A 21,685-nucleotide genomic window follows, 5' to 3' on the forward strand; every position below is an offset into this window, starting at 1 on the left:
GGTTAAGTGATGAAAACGGCCAGTGCGATCAACAAGCTGCGCGATATGGCGGAGCAGGAACTGGAGAGTGCGGTGATTCACCTTGGCGATATGCGCCGGGGTGTGCAGCAGGCCGACGAACAACTCAGCATGCTGCTGGATTATCAGGACGAGTATCGCAACAAGCTCAATCAGGATATGTCCGGCGGCATCGCCAGCACGCGCTGGACCAATTATCACCAGTTTATTCAGACGCTGGAAAAAGCCATCGAACAGCATCGCCAACAGCTTTCCCAGTGGAATCAGCGCCTCGACAGCGCGCTGAGCAACTGGCGTGAAAAGCATAAGCGGCTCAATGCTTATCAAACGCTGATTACGCGCGCTGAGGAAAACGCATTACGACAAGAAAACCGTCTCGATCAGAAACGGATGGATGAATTTGCCCAACGGGCCGCATTGAGGAAAGGCGAATGATTACGCTGCCAACAGTTGCTACGCAAACCTCGGTTTTGGGAGACGCTGACACTTCAGTTTCATCAGATGTTTTGCAGGGCGCGGAATCGCTGCCGCAGGGATTTATTACTGAACTCGGCAACCGCTTGCTGACGCTGGTAAAGCAACAAGCTGTTAACACGCAATCGACTGATCTGACAGCAGAAGTTGATGAAAAAGACGTCAGTAAGGCTTCGCTAAGCGCTTTATTACAGGCGCTGGAGAAACCCGATGCGTTAAACGCACTTTTACAGCCGGAAAACACTAAAGCCACGCTGAAATCAGCCGATGATAAAGATAAGAGTGAGGCAAGTTCGTTAACTGCCAGCGACTTACAGAATGTGCAGGCGTTATTCGCCATGTTGCCGGTGGCGGTAGAGAACCGCACCAGCCCAACCAGCGTAAGTAGCAGCGCAGGCGAAGGGAAAACCGACACTCGCGCTTCGCTTAATGCCGCACTGTTAAGGGGTTCGCTGGACGGTGCAGTAAAAGAAGAGCACGCGCAGCAGGATGGCGCACAGAAGAAATCCAGCGATGCTGTAACGCTCTTAACGCAAACGGCCAGCAGCACGCAGAGCAGCAGCGTCAGCACCACCGCCAGTAACAGCAGCGGGTTGACGCTGGATGAGAGTTTTAAGCAGGTGCTGAATGCGCTGAGTAAGCCGGAAGCGCGCGCCGCCGCGCAGAGCAGTGATGACCCGGTGACGCCATTCACCAGCGCACCGCTCAGCGCCACCAGCTCGCTGGTAAGCAGCACCGCTTCGACCAGCACCACGCCGTCGACGCCCATGCTGAATGCGCAGCTCGGCAGCAGCGAGTGGCAGCAGGCGCTGAGTCAGCAGATTGTGATGTTTAGCCGCAACGGGCAGCAGAACGCCGAGTTGCGTCTACATCCGCAGGATCTGGGCGCTATCCAGATCAGCCTGACCCTTGATAAGGATCAGGCACAGTTAAATATGGTTTCCAGCCACAGCCAAGTGAGGGCCGCGCTGGAAGCGGCTCTTCCTCAGCTGCGTAGCGCGCTGGCGGAGAGCGGAATAAACCTGGGACAGAGTAACGTCAGCAGCGACGCCTTCGCACAGGGCCAGAGTTATCAGGGCCAGCAGGAAGGACGTCGTGATGGACAGCACGGCAGCTTTAGCCTCTCCCAGGACAGTGACAACGAGATAACGCCTATTGCCGTCCCGGCAGCCCTTCAAGCGCGCGCGGCCGGTAACGGCGCTGTCGATATCTTTGCCTGATAGCCGCTAAACGCTGAAGGTAAGCGTAAAACCCGCGTCTTTTCTTCCCATTGTTTGACTTAAGACGCGGGATAATCTGTCCAGGTAAGCCGAGAGGCTTGCCCATAATTCACAGGAAGTAACTGCAAGATGTCTGATAACGCGAAAGCTAAAGGCCGCAAACGTTCACTACTACTACCGGTGTTACTGATTGTAACGCTGGCCGCTTGCAGCGTGGCAGGCTATGCAGTCTGGCGAATGATGAATAAACACGAAGGCAGCCAACCGGACGCGGCGAAAGTCGAGCCACCGGCTGCTCCCGTATTTTTTGCAATGGATACGTTTACAGTAAACCTGGTCAATCCTGACAACGATCCCGACCGTGTGCTGTACGTGGGTTTCACCCTGCGTCTGCCCGATGAGGATACCCGTCGTCGGTTGAACGATTACCTGCCGGAAGTGCGCAGCCGTCTGCTGTTACTGCTTTCGCGTCAAAGCGCGACGGCTCTGGCAACAGAGCAAGGCAAACAGGCCCTGGTTGAGCAGATCAAACAGGTGCTGGCGCCGCCGCTGGTAAAAGGTCAACCGGCTCAGGTTGTCAATGACGTGCTGTTTACCGCCTTCATTTTGAGGTGATTTAATGGGCGATAGCATTCTCTCCCAGGCTGAGATTGACGCGCTGCTTAATGGCGACAGTGACAGTGCGGAAGTAGAGAACAGTTCCAAAGGGACCGATGGCGATATCCGTCCCTATGATCCCAATACTCAGCGCCGCGTCGTACGTGAGCGTCTGCAGGCGCTGGAGATCATCAACGAGCGCTTTGCCCGTCATTTCCGTATGGCGCTGTTTAACCTGCTGCGCCGTAGCCCCGATATTAGTGTGGGTGCGATCAAGATTCAGCCGTATCACGAGTTCGCCCGCAACCTGCCGGTGCCAACCAACCTGAACCTGATCCACCTCAAGCCGCTGCGCGGCACGGCGCTGGTGGTGTTTTCACCGAGCCTGGTTTTTATTGCTGTCGATAACTTGTTTGGCGGCGACGGTCGTTTCCCGACCAAAGTTGAAGGACGTGAATTTACCCATACCGAACAGCGCGTGATTCGCCGCATGTTGAAATTGGCGCTGGATGGCTACAGCGACGCGTGGAAAGCGATTTATCCGCTGGAAGTGGAGTATGTACGTTCCGAGATGCAGGTGAAGTTCACCAACATCACCACTTCACCGAATGACATCGTGGTGAACACGCCGTTCCAGGTAGAGATTGGAAACCTGGTCGGTGAATTCAATATCTGTATTCCGTTTTCGATGATTGAGCCGCTGCGCGAGCTGCTGGTCAATCCCCCACTGGAAAACTCACGCCGGGAAGATAATCACTGGCGCGACAATCTGGTGAAACAGGTGCAGCACTCGGAGCTGGAGCTGATTGCCCATTTCGCCGAAACATCGCTGCGCCTGTCACGTATTTTGCAGCTGAAACCCGGTGACGTCCTGCCCATTGAGAAGCCGGACCGCATCATCGCTCACGTCGATAGCGTGCCGGTGCTGACCAGCCAATACGGCACCATCAATGGCCAGTACGCGCTGCGTGTAGAACATTTGATTAACCCGATTTTGAATTCGCTGAACGAGGAACAGCCCGATGAGTGACAGCAAGAAACCGTCCGACGACGACATCTCCGCGGACGATCTGTGGGCTGCAGCTATGAACGAACAAACCACCACCAGCGCGCCAGATCCAACTGAAAATGTGTTCAAGTCGCTGGAAAATCCTGGCATCAGCGGCTCGCTGCAGGATATCGATCTGATCATGGATATCCCGGTCAAACTGACCGTGGAACTGGGTCGCACCAAGATGACCATCAAAGAGCTGCTGCGCTTGACGCAGGGTTCGGTGGTGGCGCTGGATGGGCTGGCCGGGGAACCGCTGGATATTCTGATCAACGGTTATCTGATCGCGCAGGGTGAAGTGGTGGTGGTGAACGACAAATATGGCGTGCGCATCACCGACATCATTACCCCGTCTGAACGTATGCGTCGTCTGAGCCGTTAAGCATGTTAAAACACACGCAAGCCGAACAACCGGTACCCAGCCAGCCGGTGGTCTCAACCGGTTCGGTGATTGGCCAGGTCAGCAGCGTGCTGGCAGTGATTGTTCTGCTGATTCTCGGCTGCGGCTGGCTGGCCAAACGCCTTGGCTTTGCACCGAAAACGGTGACCGGCCAGGCGCTGAAAGTCAGCGCGACGGTGCAGGTTGGCCAGCGTGAGCGTGTGGTCATTGTCGATACCGCCGATGCGCGTCTGGTGTTGGGCGTGACCGCCCAGCAGATCACCCATCTGCACTCGTTACCGCCGCTGCCGCCGGAAGAACGGGCAAATCACAGCGCTGCGCCACAGGATTTTCGTCAGCTGTTCCAGAACCTGGTTAAACGTCCCGGAAAACCACAATGATGCGTCGATTACTTCCTCTCTTGCCGCTGCTGTTGCTGGCACCGGTTGCCCATGCGCAGCTGCCAGGCTTAATTAGCCAGCCGCTGGCGAACGGTGGCCAGAGCTGGTCGCTGCCGGTGCAGACGCTGGTGTTCATCACCTCGCTGACCTTTATTCCGGCGGTGCTGCTGATGATGACCAGCTTCACGCGCATCATTATTGTGTTTGGTTTGCTGCGTAACGCCCTCGGCACGCCGTCGGCGCCGCCAAACCAGGTGCTGCTTGGCCTGGCGCTGTTTCTGACCTTCTTTATCATGGCGCCGACTTTCGACAAGATTTACTCCGACGCCTATCTGCCGTTCAGTCAGGACAAAATCAGCATGGCGGACGCGATTGATAAAGGTGCTCAGCCACTGCGTGAATTTATGCTGCGTCAAACGCGCGAAGCCGATTTAGCGCTGTTTGCCCGTCTGGCTAACACCGCACCGATTCAGGGTCCGGAAGCGGTTCCGATGCGTATTCTGCTGCCGGCGTATGTCACCAGTGAACTGAAAACCGCCTTCCAGATTGGTTTCACCGTGTTCATTCCGTTCCTGATCATCGATCTGGTGGTCGCCAGCGTACTGATGGCGCTGGGGATGATGATGGTGCCGCCGGCGACCATTTCCCTGCCGTTCAAGCTGATGCTGTTCGTGCTGGTGGATGGCTGGCAGCTGCTGGTGGGTTCACTGGCGCAAAGTTTCTACTCTTGAGTGGCGTTCGCCCTCACCTTTCTTTCTCGAGGAGTGCAGCATGACACCTGAATCAGTGATGGTTATGGGCCAGGAAGCGATGCGCGTCGCCCTGCTAATGGCCGCGCCGATGTTGCTGGTGGCGTTGATCAGCGGGTTGATCATCAGCGTGCTGCAAGCCGCGACCCAGATTAACGAACAAACGCTCTCCTTTATCCCCAAGATTCTGGCCGTCGCCGCTACGGCGGTAATCGCTGGTCCGTGGATGCTTAATCTGATGCTGGATTACATTCGCACGCTGTTTAGCAATCTGCCGTACATTATTGGCTAATGATTAACCTCGACAGCAGCCAGCTGATCCATTGGGTCGCACAATTCTTCTGGCCGATGGTGCGTTTGCTGGCGCTGTTTGCCAGCGCGCCGGTGCTGAGCGAAAAATCGATTCCCAAACGCGTCAAGATTGGCCTTGCGGTATTGACCACCTGGCTCATCCTGCCGGTACTGCCGCCGGTGGAGGCGACCCTGTTTACGCCCGCGGGGTTTTGGTTGCTACTGCAACAGCTGCTGATTGGCGTGAGCATCGGCCTGACCATGCAGTTCGCCTTTGCGGCGGTGCGTATGGCGGGGGAAGTGATTGGTTTACAGATGGGGTTGTCCTTCGCCACCTTCTTCGATCCGGGCAGCCGCCTGAACATGCCGGTGCTGGCTCGTTTTCTCGATATGCTGGCCATGCTGCTGTTTCTTACCTTCAACGGACATCTGTGGCTGATTTCACTGCTGGTGGACAGTTTTCATACGTTGCCAATCAGCGATCAGCCGCTCAACGCCAATGCTTTTATGGCGTTGGTGAAATCCGCGGGATTAATTTTCCTTAATGGCATGATGTTAGCGCTGCCCTTAATAGTTCTGCTCCTCACGCTAAACATGGCACTAGGTTTGTTAAACCGTGTTTCACCACAACTCTCTATTTTCGCGGTTGGCTTCCCGATTACCTTAACGGTGGGCATCCTCAGCGTAGGGTTGATGATGCCGCTGCTTGCTCCCTTCTGCGAACATCTGTTTAGCGAAGTCTTTGATTTACTCGCCCAGTTTGTGTCAGAACTTTCCCGCGCCCGTTGATTAACTATTCTGTAGACGCCCTTAAGTAATAGTTAAGCATTCAAAATCTGTTAGTGCATTTTCTGAACCATATTTCTCAGAAATCAACTGAGGAAATTCTGATAAGTGCGCATTTTTGGTGAAAATTATTCTTATTAAACCGCGCTTCGCGTATTTTAGTCAGACGATTCCTAAGGGGTTAAACCTGCTGAATCGGTTGATTAAATGCTCAAAGGGCTGTTTTTAAACAAAAAAAATTTCACAGCGATTTTTCTTGTCTAAATCCCTTTTTTCCGGCATTGTCAACGCTCGCTGAAGCGTCATACTTTCGCCACACAAATGTTTTTAAGATTTGTCCTATCAGATTTGTCTGTGATCTGCGCGATAGTGACAGGGCTCTCAAAACAGAGCGAATAAAACACTTAATGCAAATCCTTAGCCATTCCCACTATGGCTGAGATGAGAGTGACGTGGATGTACTATAAAAAAAACTTCGCAGCACGGTTCAGGGAAGAGTCATGATGGCGCATGGACAACTATCGCCAATCTGCTGAGCAGAATAAAAAAGTGTCTTTGGAAATTTCTCTCGTACCGCAAACGCGTATTCATCGTTGATTTAAACGGATAACAAATTGGTGAGGGTCGCTATAATGCCAACGATTATTATGGATTCATGTAATTACACACGCCTGGGTTTGTCTGACTATATGTCTGCGAAAGGAGTTAAAAAGAAAAATATTACTCCTGTTTCGGATATCGACCAATTGCAACAAAGATGTGAGCAAATTAAGCCGGGCGTTGTGTTTATCAACGAAGAGTGCTTTATTCACGAATCTGATTCCAGCGATCGTATTCGTGCTATTATCATGCAGCATCCTGATACCTTATTCTTTATTTTCATGGCGATCTCGAATATCCATTTTGAGGAATACCTCTACGTTCGTAAGAACCTGATTATTACATCAAAATCGATAAAAACTTCGACGTTGGATTCCTTATTAGGCACCTATTTGCAAAAGAAACTCAACGCTTCGCCGCGTATTTCTGCCGGGCTCGACGTGCATCCACTGACATTAAGTCAGACTGAATCAAATATGCTGAAAATGTGGATGTCAGGTCATGACACCATTCAGATATCTGAGAACATGCAAATTAAAGCCAAAACCGTATCGTCACATAAAGGTAATATTAAACGTAAAATTAAAACCCATAATAAGCAGGTTATTTATCATGTCGTCCGTTTGACTGATAATGTCACCTCAGGGATTTATGTTAACGTGCGATAATCACCTACAGTGAATAAAAGGGCTGATCATCTGATTGGCCCTTTTCACGTTTTGAGAGTTTGATCCCACTTTCCTGCCTAATCCTTTCCCCCTGCCTGCCGATGCTTATTCTCATAACACCTACCTACATGAGAGCAAGGATATGAAAACAGCATCGATTGATGAGCAATATAAGCTCAGCATCTGGCAGAACCTGCGCCTGATGCCTTTGTTCAGTATGATCTTTGGTGGCATTCTGCTGCTTTTTGCCCTGTGCATTGGACTCGCCAGCTACTTTTTGATTCAGAGTAATAATTCCCTAAACGATGCCACCGAAGAAATTCAAATTCGTATGGGCATCTCTAACAGTTCTAACCATCTGCGTACTGCGCGACTCAATGTGCTGCAATCCGGTGCCGCCGCGCGTATTGGTGAAATGGATGGTTATCGTGCCGATTTAGCGCGCACCGAGACGCGTATTAAACAAGCGCGCGAAGGTTTTAAACTCTATATGGATCGCAAGGCGAAAACGCCGGCGGATATTGCCCTCGATGAACCGCTGACCGCCAGCTTCAATGCTTATATTGATAAAGGTCTCAAGCCGATGATTGAATCGGCTAAACAGGGCAGCTTCGAAGGCATTGTGGCGCAGGAAACTGACGTCACGCGCAAACTGGATGATGCCTATAATGCCGTGCTGCTGAAGGCGATTAAAATCCGTACCGACCGCGCCGAAGCGATTAATGCCGAAGCCGCGCATCAATCACGCATTGGCTTTATTGCTATGGCGGTGGCGTTTGCTGCCGCCTTGCTGCTGGTGCTGCTGACCTTCGTGTTCCTGCGTCGCGTGGTGATCACCCCGCTACGTCAGTCCGTTGATCGCATCGAGCGTATCGCGCAAGGCGATCTCACCGCGCCGGAACAAGCCTATGGCCGCAGCGAGATTGGTAGCTTGCTGCATAACCTGCAGCTGATGCAGGCCTCGCTGGTGCGCACCGTCGGTACGGTGCGAGAAGGCGCGGTAGCGATTTATCAGGGTTCCAGCGAGATTTCCGCCGGTAACACCGATCTCTCATCACGTACTGAAGAGCAGGCCTCCGCGCTGGAGCAAACCGCCGCCAGCATGGAGCAGCTCACCGCCACGGTGAAACAGAACGCCGAGAACGCCCATCACGCCAGCCAGCTGGCCGCCGATGCCTCAGGCAAAGCGCGCAGCGGTGGCGATCTGGTGAGCGGCGTGGTGCAAACCATGAACAACATCTCTGGCAGCTCGAAGAAGATTGCCGAGATCACCAACGTCATCAACAGCATCGCTTTCCAGACCAATATTCTGGCGCTGAATGCCGCGGTGGAAGCGGCGCGTGCCGGTGAGCAAGGCCGTGGCTTTGCCGTGGTGGCCAGCGAAGTGCGTAACCTGGCGCAACGCAGTGCGCAGGCGGCGAAAGAGATTGAAACGCTGATTGCTGAATCGGTGGGTTTGATCACCAACGGTTCACGCCAGGTCGGCGAAGCCGGTAATACCATGGGCGAGATTGTTGAAGCGGTGCGGCGCGTGACGGACATTATGGCGGAGATTGCCGCCGCGTCGGATGAGCAGAGCCGTGGCATCCAGCAGGTGAGCCTGGCGGTGACCGAGATGGATAACGTGACGCAGCAGAACGCCTCGCTGGTTGAGGAAGCCTCTTCGGCAGCGGCTTCGCTGGAAGATCAGGCCGGCAGATTGACGCAGGCGGTGGCGGTGTTCCGTTTGAATGACGCGCCAGTGGCGCACGTGGCTAAAGCGGCGCAGTCTGCGTTGCGTACGCCAAATCTGGCGCCACGTCCTGCATTGGCGACGTCAGGGAATGATAACTGGGAGACATTTTGATTTGAGGTAGTGCGCGAAGTCCCTCACCCCGGCCCTCTCCCATACATGGGCGAAGAAGTGGATGGTGCGCCGATCTTTCCCCTCTCCCGCTTGCGGGAGAGGGTTAAGGTGAGGGAAAAATCAATCAAGCCTCTTCATACGGCTCCACAAAAACCCCTTCAGCATGATCGCTTTCATTAAAGAACCAAATCCCCAGCGGGTAATCTTCTAACGCCACCAGATACATGATGCCTTCATTGAATGCTTCCACTGCCAGCACCGTACCCACACGGCGCGGGCCGCCGTCGGTTTTAACCGTAACGCGATCGTTCACCTTCATTGATTACTCTCCACAAATTGTCCTGCGACACAGTTTAACGGAAGATAATCAACACTGCCTGATCGCGATCAGCGTCGGGCGATAACCCACACCGCATGCACGATGCCTGGAATGTAGCCGCACAACGTCAGCAGAATATTGAGCCAGAAAGCCCCACCAAAACCGACTTGCAAGAATACGCCCAGTGGTGGAACCAAAATGGCGATGACAATACGTAAAAAGTCCATATTCACTCCCTGATATCACTTAACAATCAATCGCTAAGCATAGTCGCTGTTACGCACTGTGCACTTAAAGGCAGGTAAAACTCTGTCAAGATGCGCTTTTTCGCTTTCTTAACGTTTCGCAGAGAGACTTTTGACGCAGGCTGCTCGTACACTTCTCAGTACTGCACCAACCCCAAAGGCGCAGTCAACCTAAAAGTAACAAGGATTTTTGCCCGCGCAGCGCGGGCTTTTTTTTGCCTGCCATTTGCCCTCCGCGCCCTCTTTTCACCAACGACTATACTGGTGTAGATCCGATTGCCTCCGGGAGGCCGCCATGACCACTGCAAAAAAGTACAGCGAGAGAGTTCAGCGCGAAGTGAATGTCGATGTTGATGCGTTGCTGGAAGCGATTCAGAAGAGAACGTCGGGCGAGGTAAAAGAGTTTATGGAAGCCGAAGACGCGCATCGCGTTACGGTAAATGGCGCAGCCTATGACTCTTACTCCGAGCTAGCGGAAGCCTTCGAACTCGACATTCGCGACTTCGCCAGCAGCGAAGTGAACCGCTGAAATCGATTTCAAAAAAATACCCGGCGGGATGGCCGGGTAAAGTAAATCAGTAAGTTCGTTACACCAGGGAATTCTTAACACCCTGTCAGATTACGCCTTAGTCTGATTAAGACAAGACTCATCCCTGCATGTAAATCGAACAATTTTGTATAAGCATTTATGTGAATCGTCCTACGCGCCGCGTCACTGCTGGTTTCAGCTGTGCACGAAATGTGCATCGCGCCTTCCGCCACGTTTGCCATTTAAGAATTATCCTGGATGTCGCTGGCCGGGTCGCGGGAAAAAGTGTGATCGCGATTCCGCTATTATACTGATTACTCTTCGCTTTACAGATGCCACTGGCGTAAGGAGTGTGATGATGCTGAGTCTTAACTCTTCCCTGATGATCATTACCGATCTCGATGGCTCATTGCTGGATCATCATGACTATAACTGGGATGCGGCCAGTGAATGGCTGGCGCGTCTGCAACAACATCAGATCCCGCTGGTGATTTGTTCCAGCAAAACGGCGGCCGAGATTATTCCACTACAAAAGAAGTTAGGCATTGTCGGTGCCCCTTTTATTGCTGAAAACGGTGCGCGCGTGGTATTGGGCGGTGAACATACACCGCCGATCGAAACCAGCGCCAGCTATCATGCGCTGTGCCAGACGCTGCAGGCGTTGCAGGCACGATTTCGCTTCAACGGCTTTCATGAATTTAGTGATGCCGAAGTCGCACGTTTTACCGGTTTAACCCTTGCCGAAGCCAGCCAAAGCCGCCTGCGCGAAGCGTCGGAAGTGGTGTTGTGGCGCGATGACGAACAGCGTTTACCGGAATTCCGCGCGGCGCTGGCAGAACACAATCTGGCGTTAACCCAGGGCGGGCGTTTCTGGCATGTGATGCCCGCCGGCACCGGCAAAGGTATCGCGCTGGCGGACATTCAGCAGCATCTCGCCGCGCAGGAAGGAGAAGCGCGTACCACACTCGGCCTGGGCGATGGCCCCAACGATGTGCCGATGCTGGAGCGCGTTGATTATGCCGTGGTGATAAAAGGCTTCAGTAAAACGCCGGTGGCGTTGCAACGCACCGATACTGAGAACGTTTACCACACCGCGCACGTCGGTCCGCAGGGCTGGCGTGAAGGTCTGGACTATTTTCTTGCGCCGAATGAGTAACGGCCTTTAACCAAAAGGATGAGACGATGAGTGATTTTTACCAGAATGGTGTCATTACTAATTTCCATAATCTCACCCACCGCAGCGTCGAATCGCTGGAAAAAGAGATGGTGCGCTTCTCACGCAAACGCAAAATGGGGCTGATATTGCCGTCGCTGTTCTCGGAACTGGAAGGCGCGGCGCTGGATAATATCGTTAACGAACTGGCGAAGGTACCTTACCTGGAGGAGATTGTGATTGGCCTCGACCGCGCCGATCGCGACCAGTTTCTGTTTGCGCGTGAGTTCTTCTCCCGCCTGCCGCAGCGCCATCGCATTTTATGGAATGACGGGCCGCGCCTGAAAGCGCTGGATGCCGAACTGGATAAAGAGGGTTTATCGCCGAGCCAACCCGGCAAAGGGCGCAATGTGTGGTTCTGTACTGGCTACACGCTGGCTTCCGACCGCACTCAGTGCGTGGCGCTGCACGACTGCGATATCGTCACCTATGAACGCGGCATGCTGGCGCGTTTACTCTATCCGCTGGCCAATCCGTCGTTTCAATATGAGTTCTGCAAAGGTTTTTATGCGCGCGTCGCCGACGGCAAGCTGAATGGCCGCGTTGGGCGTTTGCTGGTCGGTCCGCTGCTGCGCTCCTTGCAGAAAGTCTACGGTCACTCGGAATATCTCGATTACCTCACCAGCTTCCGCTATCCGCTCTCTGGCGAGTTTGCCATGCGCACGCATGTGCTCAACGGCATCAAGATTCCCGGCGATTGGGGATTAGAGATTGGCGTGCTGTCGGAGATTTATCGTAACTACACCACGCGTCAGACCTGCCAGGTTGAGATCGCCGATAACTACGACCACAAGCATCAGCCGCTGGCCGAAGATGATGGTACCGGCGGATTGAAACGCATGAGCAATGACATCGTGCAGTCGCTGCTGCGTAAGCTGGCCACCATGGGCGTGCCGCTCACCAGCGATTCGTTCCGGGTGTTGAAAGCCACTTACTACCGTAATGCGCTGGACATGATGGAGATCTACAACCACGAAGCCACCATGAACGGCCTCAAGTTTGATCAGCACATTGAGGAAGCGGCGGTAGAGATGTTCACTCAGGCGATTCTCGATGCCGGACAAGCCTTTATTGAGCGTCCGAATGAGAAACCCTTTATTCCCAGCTGGAGTCGCGTGCAATCTGCTTTTCCGGATATTCTGCAGCGGATTTATCAGGCGGTGGAAGAGGATAACGACGGCAAGGTGTAATGCAGGGTTGAACCACATTCGGGACGACGGGCATCGTCCCGAATGTGTTTAACTGGCCAGCTGTTGCGCGCTCGATACGTGACTGAGTTCATCACTACGAAACGCCTCACGTCGCACGCTGTAACCATCATACCAACGACACTCTACCATTCCGCTGGCATAGCCGGTGACCACCATGGTGGGTCCGCCCTGTTTGTGCTGAACTTCGTCACTGATTGCAAAGATCATACCGCACCTCCCTCTTTCATCGTTAAATGACCGAATTTAGGTATAGCAGCTGTGACCGATTTTTTCCTATACGATTAATCTATTACTGCTACTAAATCAGAATAAGCAGTTAAAAACTCTGTAAATAAAAAAAGCCGACAAAATTTATTGTCGGCTTTGATAGCACGTCCTAGACAGGAAAATTAGATTTTGCAGCCTTCGCAATCCGCTTCGTCGCTGATATCCGCAGGCACTTCGTTGGCTTTTTCTGCCGCTTTGGCTTCAGCCTGTTCCAGCTGTGCATCGATATCAAATTCAAACATATCGTCGTTCATCATCGTTCTCCTGACCGTGATTAAAAATTTACAGCGCTTTATAACTGCTAGCCGCGCAGCTTAGCAATCAGATTTACGCCCAACAGCACGATCGACCCAATGATAAAGCCGATCACCAGATTGGCGCCGTTGCTCAGCAGTGCCGAGACCAAACCGTTGAATCCGGCGCTGTATTCCGTAATGGCGTGATGCAGCGGCGTGATGCCGTGCACCACAATGCCGCCACCAACCAAAAACATCGCCAGCGTGCCGACTAACGTTAAGGCTTTCATCAACCAGGGGGCAAAGGCCAGCAATACGCCGCCAATGGCCTGCGCGACCGTGGAAGATTTCTCTTTTAACCAAAAGCCCAAATCGTCAATTTTAACAATCATCGCCACGATGCCGTACACGCCAATGGTCACCAGAATGGCGACACCGGCGAGAATCAGCACCTGATTCAGCAGCGGCGCCTCTGAGACGATGCCCAGCGTGATGGCGACAATCTCCGCCGAGAGGATAAAGTCAGTGCGCACTGCGCCTTTTACTTTGTCCTTTTCAAACGCCCGCGGATCCTGCTGCGCCAGTTTGTCGAGACGCTGCTGACGCGCCTCCGGACTCTGCTCGGCCTTATCGTGATTGAGGCTATGCAGCACTTTCTCCACGCCTTCGTAGCAGAGATAGGCACCGCCAATCATCAGCAGCGGCGTAATCAACCAGGGCGCAAACGCCGAGATCAATAACGCCAGCGGCACCAGAATGAATTTATTAAGAAAGGAGCCTTTTGCAACGCTCCATACAACGGGCAATTCACGGTTGGCTTTGACACCGCTAACCTGCTGCGCATTCAGCGACAGATCGTCACCCAATACGCCTGCGGTCTTCTTTGCCGCAACTTTGCCCATGACCGAGATATCGTCGAGCAGTGTTGCAATATCATCCAGAAGGGTGAGTAAACTGGTTCCTGCCAAAGTGGTATTCCTTATTATTCCGGTTCGTGATCCTGACAACAGGGGCAACGCTCAATCGCCGTTACTGACATATCGGCGATGCCCGCACAGTCCCATTCGACGCGTAACGGCCCCGTCAGATCCCCGGCGTGCAAATACTTGCTCACTGGACTTTCCGTCATGCCGCTGATCTCTTCGGTGGCTACCAGCCGGTCGCCAAGATAAATGCGCGCCGTGGCTTGGGTTGTCACCATCCGCTCATCGCGGAGTTGATACAGGCGCTTAACGGTAAGTTTGATGCTGCTCATGGCTCAATTCCGCGTCCCAGAGAAAAGGGAGATCTAAACTGTTATAGCGGCTAAAAGCAACAATCTCGCACTATTCAACGCGATAGTGATGCAAGCCCTGATGGTCGATTTCGCTGCTGTCGGTTGCGGCCAGCAGCCACTCTTCTAAACGTTCAATCAGCGCGCTGTCCTGCAGCTGCAGTTTGCCGCGCAGCGCGCACTCCCAAACAATCAGTACTTTCCAACCTCCTTCGCGCAGTTGTTCGACGTAACGCCGGTCGCGCTCAACGTTACTGTTAATTTTGCCACTCCAAAATTCGGTGCGCGTGGCCGGCATTTTGAATAAGTAGCAGTGATGTCGATGCCAGAAGCAGCCATGAACAAAGATAATCGCTTTCTCGGCGGGCAGGACAAAATCCGGGCGGCCCGGTAGCGCTTTATCCTGTACGCGATAGGTGAAGCCGCGATCTTTGAGAATCAACGCAATACGCTGTTCAATCGCGGTATCCTGATTGCGAATCGCGCGCATGTTTTTGCTGCGAATGGCTTGCGAGTGAACGTCTGCCATGGCGTCTCCTTGTATTAGCGCTTCTACAACTTTAGCGGTTTAAGCCAAAAGCGAAAGCACACCGCACGCCAATTTCCTCGTTGCGTGATGAGTGTTAGCATAGCCGCTTCACTGTTAAGGAAAAACGCATGCTCGCTATCGACCCCGTCTCGCCCTCCCCGTTAACCGCCGATCAGGATGACGCGACGTCGCTGTTACTGCAGGTGCTCGATATCTATGCCGCACGCGATGTGGTTATCACCTTAACTGAAGCCGGTGGCCGCGACTGGAGCGTGCCGCGTTTGAATCGCATCCGCGCCGGTAAAAGTGGCGCGCCGGCGCTCTCCAGCCGCGAAGTGGCCAGCCTGCAGGCCTTGCTGCCGCAGCGTCCGGCGCACTATGACGACGCCAAATTCCAGTTTGTCGATCTGTTTGCCGGTATCGGCGGCATTCGTCGTGGCTTCGAGCAGATTGGCGGTCAATGCGTGTTCACCAGCGAATGGAATAAAGAAGCGGTGCGCACCTATAAAGCCAATCTGTATAGCGATCCACAGTTGCATCACTTCAACAGTGATATTCGTCTGGTAACGCAGCCCGCGGGCATCAGCGATGAGCAGGCAATTTATCAGCATATCGATCGCACCATTCCCGATCATCAGGTATTGCTGGCCGGTTTTCCTTGCCAGCCCTTCTCGCTGGCGGGCGTGAGCAAGAAGAATGCGTTAGGTCGCGCGCACGGTTTTGAGTGCGAAGCGCAAGGCACGCTGTTCTTCGATGTGGCGCGCATTTTGGCCGCCAAGAAGCCGCCGTTCTTCGTGCTGGAGAACGTGAAAAACCTCAAGAGTCACGATAAAGGCCGCACCTTCGCCATCATCATGGCCACGCTGGATGAACTCGGTTATGACGTGGCCGATGCCAATGACGGTGGTTTGCCGGATGCGAAAATTATCGATGCGCGCCATTTCCTGCCGCAGCATCGTGAGCGCATCGTGCTGGTGGGCATTCGCCGTGATAGCGGGCTCAGCAACGGCTTTTCGTTGCGCGCCCTGCCCGCGCTCTATCCGCAAAAGGTGCCGTCGTTACACAGCCTGCTGGAACCCGAGCCGGAAGCAAAATACACGCTATCGCCCACGCTGTGGAACTATCTGTATCAATACGCGAAAAAGCACAAAGCCAAAGGTAACGGCTTCGGCTTTGGCCTTAACGATCCGCGTAATCTGAACATTTGCGTGCGTACCTTATCGGCGCGCTATTACAAAGATGGTTCGGAAATCCTCATCGATCGCGGCTGGGATCTCGCGCAAGGCGAAGCGGATTTCCAGCAGGCGGAGAATATGGCGCGCCGTCCGCGTCGTTTAACGCCGCGAGAATGTGCCCGCCTGATGGGTTTTGAAGCACCGGGCGAGGCCAAACTGCGCATTCCGGTTTCCGATACGCAGGCCTACAAGCAGTTCGGCAACTCGGTAGTGGTGCCGGTATTTGCTGCGGTGGCACAACTGTTATTGCCGCTGATTGAACAGTACGCCGCGCAAAAGGCGTAGCGATTCAGGACCACAATTTTATTTAGGGCCGCGCTTTATGCTGTTTTCCGCCTAATCGCGCCCGCTGTCACCAAACTGTCACGCGTGCTGCCAATACTCCTGTTTTATTTTTTGGAGGCGTGTGATGTCACTTCTGTCTGTTATCACTCTGCCGTTGCGGTTACGCGCGCGGTTCTCCCCGCGTATTCCGCTGTGGCTCACCAGTTTACGTAGCCAGTTTTTGCTGTTCATTGCGCTGTTCTGCTTGCTGCAGTTTGCCGGCGTGCTGCTACTGAATACCCACGTTAACCAGACGCAAACCTCGTTGCAGCAGGCGAATCAACTGCGCGAACGTCTGGCCCTGCTGGATAAAGCGCGCATCGAACTGCTCACCGCCAGTGATAACAGCCATCGCGCCGGTATTTATCTGATGCAGGATCAACAAAGTGGCTCGGTGGATAGCTGGAAAAGTCTGGCGGCGGCAGCCGATGACTCGTTGAAACAGGCGCAACAACAGTTCGCCGCCTACCACGCCCATGCGGATAGCCCGCTGGCGCAAGGTTTTACCATGCTAGCGGCAGGATTGCAGGAGCAGCTGAAAGGATTAGCGGCCAACGACATCAACGCCTTTTTTATGGTGCCGATGCAGGCATTTCAGCAGCAGTTTAATGATGCCTGGTTCAGTGAAATCGAGCAGGCCAATCAGCAGCTCAGCAGCGTGAATCAAAACACCCTCAGCACCTTGAAGCAGAGCCGCAATCTGTCGCTGATGGTCAGCGCGATACTGATGGCGCTGTTAGTGCTGGCGTCCAGCCTGCTGATGCGCGGCGTATTGTTGCCGCTGCGTCGCGCGAATGCGCAGCTGGAACAGATCGCCACCGGTGATCTGGTCGATGCGCAAAACCTTCCGCGTCGTCAGTCGCTGGAAACGCGCCAGCTGTTCCAGTCAATCGAGACCATGCGGCGCGGCTTGCAGCAGATTGTGCGCGACATCAACACGGTGGCGGTCAGCGTGGCCGCCGGCGCAGAAGATATGCAGCAGTACAATGAGAAAGTGATGCAGCAACACCAGCAGCAAAATGCCAGCTTCCATCATCTGTCGCAGCGCTTAGATCGCGTTTCTGAAGAGGTGGAGATTGGTGCCCAGTTCTCGCAGCAGGCGACGCAGGAAGCGCAATCTGCCGATGCGTTGATGCGTAACTGCGCACTGGAAGTCGATAAGATGGAAACCCAGATGCAGCAAATTGTCACCGCGTCGGATGATATCGCCGGGATTGTTGGCATGCTGGATGACTTGTCGATGCAGACGCGTTTGTTGTCGCTAAATGCCGCGATCGAGTCTGCACATGCCGGCGCTTACGGCCGCAGCTTCTCGGTGGTCGCCAAAGAGATGGGTTTGCTCTCGCAGCAAAGCGGTGCCTCGACGCGCCAGATTGACGGATTGATTCAGCATACGCAGCAACATGTGCATGCTGGCTTCGATAAGGTGAAAGCGCTGGAGGTGCTGTTCACACAGATCAGCAGCGCGGTGTCTGGCGTGGTGACGCAGTTGAACGAGCTACAGCACAACAGTGCTGCGCAGAGTCATCGGGTGAAAAAGATTGCGCTGGAAGTGGTGGAGATGAGCGGACAGCTGCAGCAGAACGAAGCGCTTAACGCCCATCAGGTGCAATCGGCAGTGCAATTGCGCGCTTTATCGGACCGCCTGGCGCAGCGCGCGCAGCAGTTCCGTATTTAATCTGCAGGCATAAAAAACCCGTCAGTGACGGGTTTTCTGCTTATTTCTTCTTCTTACTTTTCTTCAGCAGTGCACGAATCTGCTTCAGTTCCGCAGCGGAGAGCTGATCTTCCACCGCTTCTTGCGTGTCCAGACTATCAATGGCCGGTTGCGCACCCGCATCTAAACTGGCCTGCAGGCGATTAACGATCTCCTGACTCATGGAGATTTGGTTATCGGCGGCTAACTGTTTGATGTGCTCTTTCAGTGCCGGGTCAATTTTGATGGTTAAGTTAACTGTCTCGGTCATTTTCATACTCCCTTTTGATTTACAACAACGTAGCGGAAGCAGATGAAACTTAACAGACTGTCATAAAAATTTAATATTACGAGTGTATAGGGCTGAAATCTCTTAACACCGACTCATCGATGGAGGTCAAATTGCCCTGCAGCTCGGCGCAAAGTTTGCCCATGTAGTGGACGAGAAAATCGGCGTTATGTTCCGCCAACAGGCGTCCAGCTTCGGTTTGCATGGTTTGTGGTAAACCCAATAGCTTTTTCTGGAAGTGATCCAAGGTCCACTTCACATCATCCAGTTCGCGATCCTTTCCTAACGGATCTTCGCTATCAAACAGCGGACGACCTAACGCGCCCGCCGTATAGAAAACGCGCGCCAGGCCGATAGCACCTAATGATTCGAGACGATCGGCATCCTGCACGATTTTCGCTTCCAGCGTTTGCGGCGCGATACGCGCACTAAAGCTGTGAGCCTGCACCGCGTGCGCAACGGCATCCAGCCGTTCGAACGGGAAGTCGGGGAAATCTTGCTGCAGTATGCGGCGCGTCTCTTCCGCGGCATAAGTTGACGCTAAATGACGTTCGGGATGGTTTTTCGGCAGGTTGACCACATCGTGAAAATAGCAGGCGGTCATCACGACCATAGGATCGGCGTCGCTGTGCTGCATGATGCGCTTAGCACTCATCCAGACGCGGCGCAGGTGCGCGATATCGTGGGCTTTGTCGTCGTGCAGCCAGTTGAGCTGCAGCCAATTCTCGTAGCGTTGTTGCCAGTGAGTAAGTGACATCGTGCTTCTCCTGTTATTGCTGTTATCTACGTTCCTGCGGACATCATAGCGGCCTGGTCATGACACTTTTTTTACATCCGTCCAGCCGGTGCCAGCCGTAAAAAATGAGATCCCGATCTTGTTATAACGCTGTTAACGCCGCTTGCACAGCAGCCATTGCGATTTCGGTATTTCCTTAGTGCGTTTTAGTTAAATAACTCTGTTCAATAGGTTTAATATATTCGCGTCATCAACAAATTTCGCTTTAGGGATAAATTCCAGTTGTCTATGCTAATAAATGGGGCTTCTTAGAGGCAGATCAACACGGCATAATCTGAAAAGGTTCCCATAATGGCCTTTATAACGTACTGTATCTGGAAAATTTATGGTTTCTGATCCCTTGCAAAGTCCTTTTCAGCACACATTTTGCTTATGAACCATTTTTTACATCTAAAATTGCCAGAATAGCCTGATACTAAGTCGACAAATTATTAAGCAAACTGATTCAAACCCATTATGCTAGCTCTCGCATCTACGGATGTTAGGGGATTCTTCGCAGTTTCCGGGTTTGTGACACATTAAGAGGTATGCAATGAAAGAACGGCCGATTCTTTTTTCCGAACAGCGGGTACGCGCCCTGCTGGTTGGCCAGCAAACGCAGACCCGGCGCATTATGAAAACTCAAGCCTTTGGTCCGGGTCAGGATCATCATGAGGGCGTACACGCATTTGATGTCAGTGCCAATCATCTGCACGGCTATAAATTGATGTCGATGACCGATGTCAGTTCGCACTGCCCATTTGGTCAGGCGGGCGATGGTTTGTGGGTACGTGAAACCTGGCGCGGCCCGATCGTGCCGGAGGCGATGCTGGCGGATTACGAACGCGATCCTCTGCCGTTCCGCAATGCGGCTTACTGCCAATATCGCGCTGACAGCAATGAATTGGGACAGCTGGATGAGAATATGCAGAATGCCGAGCAGTTTGGCTGGCAAACCGCGATTCATATGCCGCGCTGGGCCAGCCGCATCGACCTGCAAATCACCTCGGTGCGAGCCGAGAAGATTCAGGACATTAGTGAAGATGACATCATGGCGGAAGGCGTGCAGACCGATTCGCACTTCCTGAATAACTTCTTCACCATGAATATGAATTCCGAATCGCCAAAAGAAGCCTACCGCAAAGCGTGGCAGAAACAGTACGGCGCCACCAGCTGGGAAGTGAACCCGTGGGTTTGGGTGATCGCGTTCCAGCGGGTTGAACGATAAGACGTCCCCTCCCCCTAACCCTCTCCCGCGGGCGGGCGAGGGAACCGTTCTTAGCGATGTAGAAGTTTGGGGGATCACGTGAAGATTTGCACAGCAAGCTCCCTCTCCCGCCTGCGGGAGAGCGTTGGTGTGAAGGCAAACTTACTTTGCCGCTTTGCCACGCCAATCACAGACAAATCCCCCATTAACTGGTTGAATCTCCGGCTTTGATTCCGCGCTGGTAATTTCCCCTTTGCCGCGCCAGGATACTGTTTTCGTCTGAAGAGTGAGTGACGCAATGTTCAAATGGCCGTGGCATGCGCAAATAGAGACTTCAGTACTGGCGCTGCCCTGGCAACAGGCGCTGGCGCAGCCGATCTTTTCACTGCTCGATCCTGATGAAAAAACCGCGCTGGTTACGCTGGCGCAACGCTTCCTGCAGCAGAAAAAAATCTCGCCGCTGCAAGGCCTGCAACTCGATGAACTATTACTGACGCGTCTGGCGCTGCTGTTCTGTTTGCCAGTGTTGAAGCTCGGTCTCGAATGGCTCGATGGCTTTCATGAAGTGCTGATCTATCCTGAACCTTTCAATGTCGACGATCGCTGGGAAGATGATAACGGCCTGGTGCATCACGCGCCGGCGGTGCACGCTGGACAAAGCTGGACGCAAGGTCCGGTGGTGCTGAATGCGCTGGATATTCAGGATTCGCTCGATCTCTCCGGTTTTAACCTGGTGATCCACGAAGTGGCGCATAAACTCGATGCGCGCGGCAGCGGCTATACCAGCGGCATTCCGGTGATGGCGCTGCGCGATGTCGCCAGTTGGGAGAAAGATCTGCTGCAGGCAATGGCGGAGATTGAAGCGGAAGTTGAGTTAGTCGGTGAACAGGCGGCGACCATCGATCCTTACGCCGCCAGCGATGCGGCTGAATGTTTTGCGGTGCTGTCGGAGTATTTCTTCAGCGCACCGGATTTACTGGCTAACCGTTTCCCGGCGATGTATCGCCATCTGCAGCAGTTCTATCGTCAGGATCCCCTGGCGCGACTGGCGATGCTAACAGCAGAACCTGCTTAAATCGCGATCGCTTTGTACTAATGCTAGCCAGTTGAATACAAATGTGTTTTAAGCTGTTGACACCTGCAAGGGGCGCCATTAATATTCGCCTCGTTCACACGATTCCTCTGTAGTTCAGTCGGTAGAACGGCGGACTGTTAATCCGTATGTCACTGGTTCGAGTCCAGTCAGAGGAGCCATAT

At 53.5% G+C, this 21,685-nt stretch carries 27 protein-coding genes and 1 tRNA gene; 19 read left to right on the plus strand and 9 right to left on the minus strand.

Features of this window, described 5'->3' with window-relative positions; all coding sequences use genetic code 11:
- Window positions 1–9: 9 nt before the first annotated feature.
- The 11 genes from fliJ (at window position 10) to MWH02_RS21625 (ending at window position 9,080) form a co-directional block, all read left to right on the plus strand.
- Entirely contained in the window at window positions 10–453 is a 444-nt protein-coding gene (gene fliJ / locus MWH02_RS21575; RefSeq protein WP_064739112.1) for a flagellar export protein FliJ, read from the plus strand.
- Window positions 450–1,712, plus strand: coding sequence for a flagellar hook-length control protein FliK (locus tag MWH02_RS21580; RefSeq protein WP_271461436.1), 1,263 nt, complete (start codon window positions 450–452; stop codon window positions 1,710–1,712). The genes fliJ and MWH02_RS21580 overlap by 4 nt, the downstream gene beginning before the upstream one ends.
- A 129-nt stretch (window positions 1,713–1,841) precedes the next feature.
- Window positions 1,842–2,327: a flagellar basal body-associated protein FliL gene (gene fliL, locus MWH02_RS21585; RefSeq protein ID WP_101763951.1), complete on the plus strand. Its 486-nt coding sequence runs from the start codon at window positions 1,842–1,844 to the stop codon at window positions 2,325–2,327.
- Window positions 2,328–2,331: 4 nt separating this feature from the next.
- Window positions 2,332–3,339 (plus strand): flagellar motor switch protein FliM, encoded by a 1,008-nt coding sequence (gene fliM / locus MWH02_RS21590; RefSeq protein WP_064739115.1) that lies wholly within the window; start codon window positions 2,332–2,334, stop codon window positions 3,337–3,339.
- Window positions 3,332–3,742 (plus strand): flagellar motor switch protein FliN, encoded by a 411-nt coding sequence (gene fliN / locus MWH02_RS21595; protein ID WP_008105402.1) that lies wholly within the window; start codon window positions 3,332–3,334, stop codon window positions 3,740–3,742. The genes fliM and fliN overlap by 8 nt, the downstream gene beginning before the upstream one ends.
- Before the next feature lie 2 nt (window positions 3,743–3,744).
- On the plus strand, window positions 3,745–4,140 hold the full coding sequence (gene fliO, locus MWH02_RS21600) for a flagellar biosynthetic protein FliO (RefSeq protein ID WP_101763950.1): 396 nt from the start codon (window positions 3,745–3,747) through the stop codon (window positions 4,138–4,140).
- Window positions 4,140–4,871: a flagellar type III secretion system pore protein FliP gene (fliP, locus tag MWH02_RS21605; protein WP_061723562.1), complete on the plus strand. Its 732-nt coding sequence runs from the start codon at window positions 4,140–4,142 to the stop codon at window positions 4,869–4,871. Before fliO ends, fliP begins: the two co-directional genes overlap by 1 nt.
- Window positions 4,872–4,911: 40 nt before the next feature.
- On the plus strand, window positions 4,912–5,181 hold the full coding sequence (fliQ, locus tag MWH02_RS21610; RefSeq protein ID WP_008105408.1) for a flagellar biosynthesis protein FliQ: 270 nt from the start codon (window positions 4,912–4,914) through the stop codon (window positions 5,179–5,181).
- Entirely contained in the window at window positions 5,181–5,969 is a 789-nt protein-coding gene (gene fliR / locus MWH02_RS21615; protein WP_271461437.1) for a flagellar biosynthetic protein FliR, read from the plus strand. The genes fliQ and fliR overlap by 1 nt, the downstream gene beginning before the upstream one ends.
- 629 nt (window positions 5,970–6,598) lie before the next feature.
- Window positions 6,599–7,234: a transcriptional regulator RcsA gene (gene rcsA / locus MWH02_RS21620; protein WP_008105413.1), complete on the plus strand. Its 636-nt coding sequence runs from the start codon at window positions 6,599–6,601 to the stop codon at window positions 7,232–7,234.
- 142 nt (window positions 7,235–7,376) lie between these two features.
- The gene (locus tag MWH02_RS21625) at window positions 7,377–9,080 is read left to right on the plus strand and encodes a methyl-accepting chemotaxis protein (protein ID WP_137386044.1); all 1,704 of its coding nucleotides are present in this window, start codon (window positions 7,377–7,379) and stop codon (window positions 9,078–9,080) included.
- A 124-nt stretch (window positions 9,081–9,204) separates the two neighbouring features.
- On the opposite strand, the gene dsrB is transcribed toward MWH02_RS21625, so the two are convergent.
- On the minus strand, window positions 9,205–9,399 hold the full coding sequence (dsrB, locus tag MWH02_RS21630) for a protein DsrB (protein ID WP_101763947.1): 195 nt from the start codon (window positions 9,397–9,399) through the stop codon (window positions 9,205–9,207).
- Window positions 9,400–9,467: 68 nt separating this feature from the next.
- Entirely contained in the window at window positions 9,468–9,626 is a 159-nt protein-coding gene (locus tag MWH02_RS21635) for a YqaE/Pmp3 family membrane protein (RefSeq protein WP_007891469.1), read from the minus strand.
- A 313-nt stretch (window positions 9,627–9,939) separates the two neighbouring features.
- On the opposite strand from MWH02_RS21635, the gene yodD reads away from it, so the two are divergent.
- The 3 genes from yodD to MWH02_RS21650 all read left to right on the plus strand — a co-directional run bounded on the left by yodD (window position 9,940) and on the right by MWH02_RS21650 (window position 12,576).
- Window positions 9,940–10,173: a YodD family peroxide/acid resistance protein gene (gene yodD / locus MWH02_RS21640; protein WP_271461438.1), complete on the plus strand. Its 234-nt coding sequence runs from the start codon at window positions 9,940–9,942 to the stop codon at window positions 10,171–10,173.
- A 358-nt stretch (window positions 10,174–10,531) separates the two neighbouring features.
- Complete coding sequence (locus MWH02_RS21645; RefSeq protein WP_271461460.1) at window positions 10,532–11,329, plus strand: mannosyl-3-phosphoglycerate phosphatase-related protein; 798 nt, start codon at window positions 10,532–10,534, stop codon at window positions 11,327–11,329.
- A gap of 26 nt (window positions 11,330–11,355) precedes the next feature.
- A complete protein-coding gene (locus MWH02_RS21650) occupies window positions 11,356–12,576 on the plus strand; it encodes a glycosyltransferase family protein (protein WP_271461439.1) in 1,221 nt (406 codons plus the stop codon).
- Window positions 12,577–12,624: 48 nt separating this feature from the next.
- Here the strand turns inward: MWH02_RS21650 and MWH02_RS21655 are convergent, their stop codons facing one another.
- The 5 genes from MWH02_RS21655 to MWH02_RS21675 form a co-directional block, all read right to left on the minus strand.
- A complete protein-coding gene (locus MWH02_RS21655) occupies window positions 12,625–12,804 on the minus strand; it encodes a YodC family protein (RefSeq protein ID WP_101763944.1) in 180 nt (59 codons plus the stop codon).
- 182 nt (window positions 12,805–12,986) lie between these two features.
- Complete coding sequence (locus MWH02_RS21660; protein WP_255253243.1) at window positions 12,987–13,121, minus strand: hypothetical protein; 135 nt, start codon at window positions 13,119–13,121, stop codon at window positions 12,987–12,989.
- A 44-nt stretch (window positions 13,122–13,165) separates the two neighbouring features.
- Window positions 13,166–14,068 (minus strand): DUF808 domain-containing protein, encoded by a 903-nt coding sequence (locus MWH02_RS21665; RefSeq protein ID WP_101763943.1) that lies wholly within the window; start codon window positions 14,066–14,068, stop codon window positions 13,166–13,168.
- A gap of 14 nt (window positions 14,069–14,082) precedes the next feature.
- The gene (locus MWH02_RS21670) at window positions 14,083–14,355 is read right to left on the minus strand and encodes a hypothetical protein (RefSeq protein ID WP_008105433.1); all 273 of its coding nucleotides are present in this window, start codon (window positions 14,353–14,355) and stop codon (window positions 14,083–14,085) included.
- Between the two features lie 70 nt (window positions 14,356–14,425).
- Window positions 14,426–14,902 carry a very short patch repair endonuclease gene (locus tag MWH02_RS21675; RefSeq protein ID WP_101763942.1) on the minus strand — a complete coding sequence of 159 codons (477 nt, stop codon included), beginning with the start codon at window positions 14,900–14,902 and terminating at the stop codon, window positions 14,426–14,428.
- 128 nt (window positions 14,903–15,030) lie between these two features.
- Between MWH02_RS21675 and dcm the strand changes: the two genes are divergently transcribed.
- Both dcm and MWH02_RS21685 read left to right on the plus strand, forming a co-directional pair.
- Window positions 15,031–16,422 carry a DNA (cytosine-5-)-methyltransferase gene (gene dcm / locus MWH02_RS21680; RefSeq protein ID WP_271461440.1) on the plus strand — a complete coding sequence of 464 codons (1,392 nt, stop codon included), beginning with the start codon at window positions 15,031–15,033 and terminating at the stop codon, window positions 16,420–16,422.
- A 124-nt stretch (window positions 16,423–16,546) separates the two neighbouring features.
- Window positions 16,547–18,139: a methyl-accepting chemotaxis protein gene (locus MWH02_RS21685; protein WP_271461441.1), complete on the plus strand. Its 1,593-nt coding sequence runs from the start codon at window positions 16,547–16,549 to the stop codon at window positions 18,137–18,139.
- A 40-nt stretch (window positions 18,140–18,179) separates the two neighbouring features.
- Here the strand turns inward: MWH02_RS21685 and MWH02_RS21690 are convergent, their stop codons facing one another.
- Both MWH02_RS21690 and MWH02_RS21695 read right to left on the minus strand, forming a co-directional pair.
- Window positions 18,180–18,428, minus strand: a complete 249-nt coding sequence (locus tag MWH02_RS21690; RefSeq protein ID WP_008105442.1) for a hypothetical protein — start codon at window positions 18,426–18,428, stop codon at window positions 18,180–18,182.
- 76 nt (window positions 18,429–18,504) lie between these two features.
- The gene (locus tag MWH02_RS21695) at window positions 18,505–19,203 is read right to left on the minus strand and encodes a phosphohydrolase (protein WP_110868365.1); all 699 of its coding nucleotides are present in this window, start codon (window positions 19,201–19,203) and stop codon (window positions 18,505–18,507) included.
- A gap of 571 nt (window positions 19,204–19,774) precedes the next feature.
- Between MWH02_RS21695 and MWH02_RS21700 the strand changes: the two genes are divergently transcribed.
- The 3 genes from MWH02_RS21700 to MWH02_RS21710 all read left to right on the plus strand — a co-directional run bounded on the left by MWH02_RS21700 (window position 19,775) and on the right by MWH02_RS21710 (window position 21,682).
- Window positions 19,775–20,449, plus strand: a complete 675-nt coding sequence (locus MWH02_RS21700) for an ASCH domain-containing protein (protein WP_101763938.1) — start codon at window positions 19,775–19,777, stop codon at window positions 20,447–20,449.
- Between the two features lie 277 nt (window positions 20,450–20,726).
- On the plus strand, window positions 20,727–21,503 hold the full coding sequence (gene mtfA / locus MWH02_RS21705; protein ID WP_101762794.1) for a DgsA anti-repressor MtfA: 777 nt from the start codon (window positions 20,727–20,729) through the stop codon (window positions 21,501–21,503).
- Between the two features lie 103 nt (window positions 21,504–21,606).
- A tRNA-Asn gene (locus MWH02_RS21710) sits at window positions 21,607–21,682 on the plus strand.
- The last annotated feature ends 3 nt before the right edge of the window (window positions 21,683–21,685 follow it).

The organism is Pantoea leporis, from assembly GCF_028048155.1.
GTDB classification, from domain to species: Bacteria; Pseudomonadota; Gammaproteobacteria; order Enterobacterales; family Enterobacteriaceae; genus Pantoea; species Pantoea leporis.

Coding starts and splice junctions, on each gene's coding strand:
- fliJ (WP_064739112.1), top strand. CDS start 10: ATGAAAACGGCCAGTGCGATCAACAAGCTGCGCGATATGGCGGAGCAG.
- MWH02_RS21580 (WP_271461436.1), top strand. CDS start 450: ATGATTACGCTGCCAACAGTTGCTACGCAAACCTCGGTTTTGGGAGAC.
- fliL (WP_101763951.1), top strand. CDS start 1,842: ATGTCTGATAACGCGAAAGCTAAAGGCCGCAAACGTTCACTACTACTA.
- fliM (WP_064739115.1), top strand. CDS start 2,332: ATGGGCGATAGCATTCTCTCCCAGGCTGAGATTGACGCGCTGCTTAAT.
- fliN (WP_008105402.1), top strand. CDS start 3,332: ATGAGTGACAGCAAGAAACCGTCCGACGACGACATCTCCGCGGACGAT.
- fliO (WP_101763950.1), top strand. CDS start 3,745: ATGTTAAAACACACGCAAGCCGAACAACCGGTACCCAGCCAGCCGGTG.
- fliP (WP_061723562.1), top strand. CDS start 4,140: ATGCGTCGATTACTTCCTCTCTTGCCGCTGCTGTTGCTGGCACCGGTT.
- fliQ (WP_008105408.1), top strand. CDS start 4,912: ATGACACCTGAATCAGTGATGGTTATGGGCCAGGAAGCGATGCGCGTC.
- fliR (WP_271461437.1), top strand. CDS start 5,181: ATGATTAACCTCGACAGCAGCCAGCTGATCCATTGGGTCGCACAATTC.
- rcsA (WP_008105413.1), top strand. CDS start 6,599: ATGCCAACGATTATTATGGATTCATGTAATTACACACGCCTGGGTTTG.
- MWH02_RS21625 (WP_137386044.1), top strand. CDS start 7,377: ATGAAAACAGCATCGATTGATGAGCAATATAAGCTCAGCATCTGGCAG.
- dsrB (WP_101763947.1), bottom strand. CDS start 9,399: ATGAAGGTGAACGATCGCGTTACGGTTAAAACCGACGGCGGCCCGCGC.
- MWH02_RS21635 (WP_007891469.1), bottom strand. CDS start 9,626: ATGGACTTTTTACGTATTGTCATCGCCATTTTGGTTCCACCACTGGGC.
- yodD (WP_271461438.1), top strand. CDS start 9,940: ATGACCACTGCAAAAAAGTACAGCGAGAGAGTTCAGCGCGAAGTGAAT.
- MWH02_RS21645 (WP_271461460.1), top strand. CDS start 10,532: ATGCTGAGTCTTAACTCTTCCCTGATGATCATTACCGATCTCGATGGC.
- MWH02_RS21650 (WP_271461439.1), top strand. CDS start 11,356: ATGAGTGATTTTTACCAGAATGGTGTCATTACTAATTTCCATAATCTC.
- MWH02_RS21655 (WP_101763944.1), bottom strand. CDS start 12,804: ATGATCTTTGCAATCAGTGACGAAGTTCAGCACAAACAGGGCGGACCC.
- MWH02_RS21660 (WP_255253243.1), bottom strand. CDS start 13,121: ATGATGAACGACGATATGTTTGAATTTGATATCGATGCACAGCTGGAA.
- MWH02_RS21670 (WP_008105433.1), bottom strand. CDS start 14,355: ATGAGCAGCATCAAACTTACCGTTAAGCGCCTGTATCAACTCCGCGAT.
- MWH02_RS21675 (WP_101763942.1), bottom strand. CDS start 14,902: ATGGCAGACGTTCACTCGCAAGCCATTCGCAGCAAAAACATGCGCGCG.
- dcm (WP_271461440.1), top strand. CDS start 15,031: ATGCTCGCTATCGACCCCGTCTCGCCCTCCCCGTTAACCGCCGATCAG.
- MWH02_RS21685 (WP_271461441.1), top strand. CDS start 16,547: ATGTCACTTCTGTCTGTTATCACTCTGCCGTTGCGGTTACGCGCGCGG.
- MWH02_RS21690 (WP_008105442.1), bottom strand. CDS start 18,428: ATGACCGAGACAGTTAACTTAACCATCAAAATTGACCCGGCACTGAAA.
- MWH02_RS21695 (WP_110868365.1), bottom strand. CDS start 19,203: ATGTCACTTACTCACTGGCAACAACGCTACGAGAATTGGCTGCAGCTC.
- MWH02_RS21700 (WP_101763938.1), top strand. CDS start 19,775: ATGAAAGAACGGCCGATTCTTTTTTCCGAACAGCGGGTACGCGCCCTG.
- mtfA (WP_101762794.1), top strand. CDS start 20,727: ATGTTCAAATGGCCGTGGCATGCGCAAATAGAGACTTCAGTACTGGCG.